The organism is uncultured Caballeronia sp., from assembly GCF_964243625.1.
In the GTDB taxonomy this organism is placed as follows: domain Bacteria; phylum Pseudomonadota; class Gammaproteobacteria; order Burkholderiales; family Burkholderiaceae; genus Caballeronia.
Genome location: NZ_CAXTGZ010000391.1, coordinates 1 through 5,867 on the forward strand (window position 1 = coordinate 1; position 5,867 = coordinate 5,867).

Below are 5,867 nucleotides of genomic sequence, written 5' to 3' on the forward strand. Positions count from 1 at the left end.
TCCGGGCAGCCGCTCTTCACGAACCAGTCGCGCATGGAACGCGCATTCGTCATGGTTTCGAGCGTGGTGAACGTCTTCGATACCACGATGGCCAGCGTCTCTTCGGCATTGATGTCCTTGAGCACGTTGTAGATATCGGCGCCATCGACGTTGGAGACAAATTCCGTCTTGATCTCCGGCAGCGCGAGGTGCTGCAGCGCGTGCACGACCATCTTCGGGCCAAGGTCCGAACCGCCAATGCCTATGTTCACCACGTGGCGAATGCGCTTGCCGGTGTAGCCCGTCCACGAGCCGTCGCGAACCTTGTTCGCGAACGCGGCCATCTTGGCTTTTTCAGCGCGGATTTCCTTCTGGAAGGGCGAGTTGTCGTCGGTCGCTCGCAACGCCGTGTGCAGCACTGCGCGATGTTCCGTGACGTTGACGATGTCGCCCGCGAATACGGCGTCGCGCTTCGCTGCGACCTTCGCCTGCTCGGCGAGCTCCACGAGCAGCTTGAGCGTGGCTTCGGTGATGCGGTTCTTCGAGAAATCGACGGAGATGCCGCCGCCGTCGAACGTCAGGCGCTCGGCGCGGGACGGTTGGGTGTCGTTTTGCGGCGCGAACCAGTCGCGCAGGCGCTCGTCACGGATGGCATCGTAATGCGCCTGGAGCGCCGGCCAGGCAGGAAGCGAATTGAGCGTCATAACGGTCCGTTTTTAGAAGGTGGCGGAAAGTGTTGATCATCACGCGCGGCCGGACAGTTTCACATCGACCGCCTAACGCGAGACAACAAGTATAGCCACGATGGATGAACGATTGCTTGCTTGAGCGTAAAGGCGTGCTGCCGGCATGCCGTGTTTAGTTACGTCGGGTAGAACAGGCGGTTGATCAGCGCGCGAACCTTGGGAGCGAGTTCGCCCGCCGTCAGGCCCGCGGGACCTTGTCCCTCGCCGGTCAGCGTCTCGGCGGCAAGCCCGTGCAGATAGACGCCTGCAAGCGCCGCTTCGTACGCGGGCAAACGCTGCGCGAGCAACGCGCCTATCAGTCCGCCCAGCACGTCGCCGGTGCCGCCGGTCGCCAGCGCGGCGTTGCCCGTCGGATTCACCGATACACGTCCATCGGGCGAGGCGACGATCGTGCCCGTTCCCTTCAGCACGGTGACCGCGGTATATCGCGCGGCCAGTTGGCGCGCCGCCGCAATCCGGTCGGCCTGCACCTTCTTTACGTCCGATCCCAAAAGCCGGGCCGCTTCCAGCGGATGCGGCGTGAGCACGCACAGATCGCCGCGGGTGCCGCGTTCGGCGACCTTGCCGGCAAGGTTTTCATCGGATGAAATCAGGTTGAGCGCGTCGGCATCGAAGAGTTTCGCGACATCGAGCGCGAGCACGGCTGTCAGCACCTTCTTCGCACGATCGCTCTGGCCCATGCCGCAACCGACCGCCAGCGCGTCCATCTTGTCGAGAGAAAACTGGTCGATGTGATGCAGCATGAGTTCCGGATGCGGCGGATCGTAGGGCGGCGAGTCCGTGCCGATGAACGCCACGTTCACCTTGCCCGCGCCGCTGTACAACGCCATGCGCGCGGCGAGGATGGGCGCGCCGCACATGCCGGTGTCTCCGCCAATGACAGCCAGCGTGCCGAACGTGCCTTTGTTGGTCGCGAAGTCGCGCGGGGGGAGATGCGGGCCGAACAGCGACGGTGCGTTCAGCACCACGGACGGTTGCGCAAGCGGCCCGATGCCCAGATCGGCGATATAAACCTTGCCCGACAGATCGCGTCCGTCGCCGGTGAAAAGCCCCGGCTTCCCGCCGATGAACGTAATCGTGTGCGTCGCGCGCACGGCCTGAGCGCGGCCGTCGTTGCTGCGGCTGACGGGCTCGCCCGTGTCGCTTGACAGGCCGCTTGCAATATCGAGTGCGAGCACGTTGCCGGAAGACTTCGAACGCTTCGACAATCGCGCCGCGACCTCCGCGAAGACGCCCTCGAGCGGCCGTCCAAGGCCGATGCCGAACATGCCGTCGGCGAGCCAGCCGAAGTCATCGAAGGAAGCGGGCACGTCTGCCGTGATCTTGACGCCGGCCTGACGCGCTTCGTCGAGCGCCCAGCGGGCATCGCCGGGTTTGACTTCTACGGGCATGCAAACCTGCACTTCCACACCCGCCTGCTTGAGGCGCGCCGCCATCACCAGCGCATCGCCGCCATTGTTGCCCGGACCGGCGACGATCCAGACAGGCCGCTGCGAACCGCTATCGACGATGAATTGCGCCGCGGCCGCGCCAGCGCGCGCCATCAGCGTATTGGGCGGAAGAGCCGCCGCGGCGCGGTGTTCGAGCGTTCTGAGTTCATCGAGCGTGAGAAGGGCGATTGCGCGGTCGCCTGGCTCGGCATACGGCGAAGTCAGAGAATTGGAAGCGGAGTCGGTCATGGCGGCGGCGTGAAATAGGAGCTTGAACCCGCCGCAATTATTGCGCCCAAATGACCGGAGCGGCCATCTGCGGGTGTCCCGCGTGCGTTCAATACGTCGCCCGCAACGCGGCGCGCGGCATCAGAACCGGTCGATTCTCAACGCCCCGAGTGTTCGTTCAGGCACGTCGGGTTCCTCGTGCGAGACAAGCGCCGCGATCAGTCTGGCGGCTCCGCACGCAATACCCCAGCCCGCCGGACCATGCGCCGTGTTGACGAACAACCGCGCGTGCGACGTTGCGCTCACCACGGGCAGTCCGTCCGGCGATATCAGCCGAATCCCGTCCCAGGCCCGTGCGGCGGATACTTTCGCTGCGCCCGGAATCCAGTCGTGCGTTGCCTGGCCAAGCAGCGCAAGCGCGCGATGGGTCAGGCTTTCGCTCATCGGCTTGCTGGCCTTGGCGTTGCTTTGCAATACCGCGCCGCCGGTCACACGCATGCGCTGATTGATCCGCGTCATCGCGATGCGTTTCACGGAATCCACGATCGTCAGGTGGGGCGCGCGCTCTTCGTAAGCTATCGGAGCGGTCAGCGTGTGCAGTCGCAGCGGATGCAGGGGCAACGAGATTCCCAGCGTGGCCAGCAACGCCGGCGTCCCGGTGCCGGCCGCCACGACGATGGCATCGGCCCCGATCAGCTCCACTTCGCGAGATCTGCCGCCTTTGCCGTCCAGTGCGCCGTTAAGCGGCGCCAGTTCGACCGCGGCGCGTTGAGCCTCGACGCGAATGGCGGTCACCTCGCGGCCCAGCCGGAACTGGACGCCGTCGTCCTCAAGCACTTGCTTGAGCAACTTGGTGAACAACGGGCAGTTGGCCGTGCGCGCGTCAGGCAGCAGCACACCGCCGGCAAGCGGCGGATCTTCCGGTATGGATGGCTCCGCGGCGACGCATTCCTGCGCGGTGAGCAGCCGGTGCGGCGTTTCGAAACTCTGCATCAGCTTGATTGCCGCATCTGTCAGTTCCAGATCGCGCTCGTGCCGGAACACGTGCAACACGCCGGTACGCTGTTCAAAGTCGAGCGGGAATTCAGCCTCGATTTCCGCGATGGCATCGCGGGAACTGTCGACCAGCGGCCGCAATGCGCCGTATTGAGTGGCAAAGCGGTGCGGATCGTGAAATTCCGTGAGCTTCTTGGCGAATTCGCGTGTTTCCGAATCGAAGCCGGGTTTGAACACGACACCCGTTTTCGCAGCACGGCGCGTCTGCATGAAAGTCGGCCCGAACCAGACGTCGAGCGGTGAGGGCAGGATGGCGCCGCCGTGACCATAGGTCGCGCCTTGCGCGACGGTGGCATGGCGCTCGACCACGCAGACGCGGTGCCCGGCCGCACGCAACTGATACGCGGTGGCGATGCCGCCGATTCCGCCACCGATGACAATGACATCCATGATTCGTTTTCGCCCGAAGGCGCAAGACCTTGACTGGTTCACGAGCCGGCGGCCGCATGAGCGCGGGCGTCCGGACCACTCGACCCGGGCGTGGCGCCCGGACCGCCGGAATTCTCGTAAGAGAGGCGAGCCGGCGCATTGATACCGCTTTGCTGCACGGGTAACCGGTGCGCCGGGTTGGGAAAGCGCGCCATGATAGCGCCAAACGCGCCCGGCCGGGACGCCGCGGGGCGGGGTGAAACGGCCAAACGCGCTCTGTGCGGCCGGTCAACCGGGCGCATCGAGGCTTCGGGCGTGCATCGCCGGGGACGGTCAAAAAGTATCGCGTCGTCTTTGAGAGATTGCCGCGGGCCGTTCCCGCCGTTTCACGCATGGCCGCGAGGGCGTTTTCGAGACACTTCCGGGTTATAATCCGGGTCTTCCCATCGCCAAATGCGGCAATCCCGCAAGCGGCTCCGACGTCTTTCGTCCCGACGTCTTCTCAGCACCGTGACAATGGCCCACTTCTCGTGTTTCCCCGGCGCTTCGGCCCTCTCTGATTTCCGTCAAACCCGCCTGCTCGAAACACTGACGCGCATCGACCCGAATATTGTCGGCGTGCGCGGCCAGTTCCTGCATTTTGTGAACTCGGTCGAACCGCTCTCCGACGAAGACAGCAACCGCATCCACGCGCTGATGCACTACGGAACACCGTTCGATGCCGGCAGCGAGCGCGGCGCGCAAGAAACCTTCATGGTCGTGCCGCGTTTCGGAACGGTGTCGCCGTGGGCCAGCAAGGCCACCGACATTGCGCATCATTGCGGCCTGACGCAGATTCGCCGGATCGAGCGCGGCGTCGAGTACACGGTCCTGCTGAAAAGCGGCTTGCTCGGCACGGGCATCGGCGGCAAGAAGGCCTTGTCCGAACAGGCGCGCACCGAAGTGGCTGCCGCGCTGCACGACCGCATGACTGAAAGCGTGGCGCCATCGCGCGATCACGCCGTGCATCTGTTCGATGAACTGCCGGCTCAACCGCTGCAAGCCGTCGATATCCTCGGCCACGGCCGCAGCGCGCTGGAAACGGCGAACATGGAATTGGGCCTCGCGCTCGCCGACGATGAAATCGACTACCTGGTCGATTCATTCAAGCACTTGCAGCGCAATCCCACGGACGTCGAATTGATGATGTTCGCGCAGGCCAACAGCGAGCATTGCCGCCACAAGATTTTCAATGGTCAGTGGACCATCGACGGCGAGCCGCAGGACATCTCGCTGTTCAACATGATCCGCAACACCGAGAAGCTCAATCACGCCGGCACCATCGTCGCGTATTCGGACAACTCGGCGATCATGGAAGGCGGCACGGCCGAGCGCTGGTTCCCGCGCGGATCGAGCGAGCATTACGGGCGTCACACCGAACTCACGCACACGCTGATGAAGGTCGAGACGCATAACCATCCGACCGCCATTTCGCCGTTTGCAGGCGCTGCAACGGGTTCGGGCGGCGAGATCCGCGACGAAGGTGCGACCGGCCGCGGCGCGCGCCCCAAAGCGGGTCTGGCGGGCTTCACGGTCTCCAACCTCGATCTGCCCGATGCACGCCAGCCATGGGAAAACGCCCGCGACAGCGCCGTGCCGGTGCCGCAGCGCAACCCCTCGGACAAGAACGAACCGTATGGACGGCCGGAGCGCATTGCTTCGCCGTTGCAGATCATGATCGACGGCCCCATCGGCGCGGCCGCGTTCAACAACGAATTCGGCCGGCCGAATCTGGGCGGCTATTTCCGTGCATATGAACAGAACGCCGCAGGGCGCGTGCGCGGTTATCACAAGCCGATCATGATCGCGGGCGGTATCGGCAATATCTCGGACCAGCACACGCACAAGATGGATCTGCCGGCGGGATCGTTGCTGATCCAGATCGGCGGCCCGGGCATGCGGATTGGCATGGGCGGGGGCGCCGCGAGTTCGATGGCGACCGGCGCGAACACCGCGCAACTCGACTTCGATTCCGTCCAGCGCGGCAACCCGGAAATCCAGCGGCGTGCGCAGGAAGTCA

Annotated in this window: 3 protein-coding genes and 2 pseudogenes; 1 reads left to right on the plus strand and 4 read right to left on the minus strand. The window is 64.6% G+C overall.

All coding sequences use genetic code 11. The features are described 5' to 3' along the window. The 4 genes and pseudogenes from ACFFAR_RS22610 to ACFFAR_RS22625 all read right to left on the minus strand — a co-directional run. Window positions 1-683, minus strand: a pseudogene (locus ACFFAR_RS22610) (glucose-6-phosphate isomerase); the annotation flags it as partial. 158 nt (window positions 684-841) lie between these two features. Beyond that, on the minus strand, window positions 842-2,404 hold the full coding sequence (locus tag ACFFAR_RS22615) for an NAD(P)H-hydrate dehydratase (protein WP_174364185.1): 1,563 nt from the start codon (window positions 2,402-2,404) through the stop codon (window positions 842-844). A 120-nt stretch (window positions 2,405-2,524) separates the two neighbouring features. Beyond that, window positions 2,525-3,829, minus strand: a complete 1,305-nt coding sequence (locus ACFFAR_RS22620) for an FAD-dependent oxidoreductase (RefSeq protein WP_174364184.1) — start codon at window positions 3,827-3,829, stop codon at window positions 2,525-2,527. Window positions 3,830-3,867: 38 nt separating this feature from the next. After that, entirely contained in the window at window positions 3,868-4,023 is a 156-nt protein-coding gene (locus ACFFAR_RS22625) for a hypothetical protein (RefSeq protein ID WP_155524188.1), read from the minus strand. A gap of 301 nt (window positions 4,024-4,324) precedes the next feature. Between ACFFAR_RS22625 and ACFFAR_RS22630 the strand changes: the two are divergent. Continuing rightward, window positions 4,325-5,867, plus strand: a pseudogene (locus tag ACFFAR_RS22630) (phosphoribosylformylglycinamidine synthase); the annotation flags it as partial.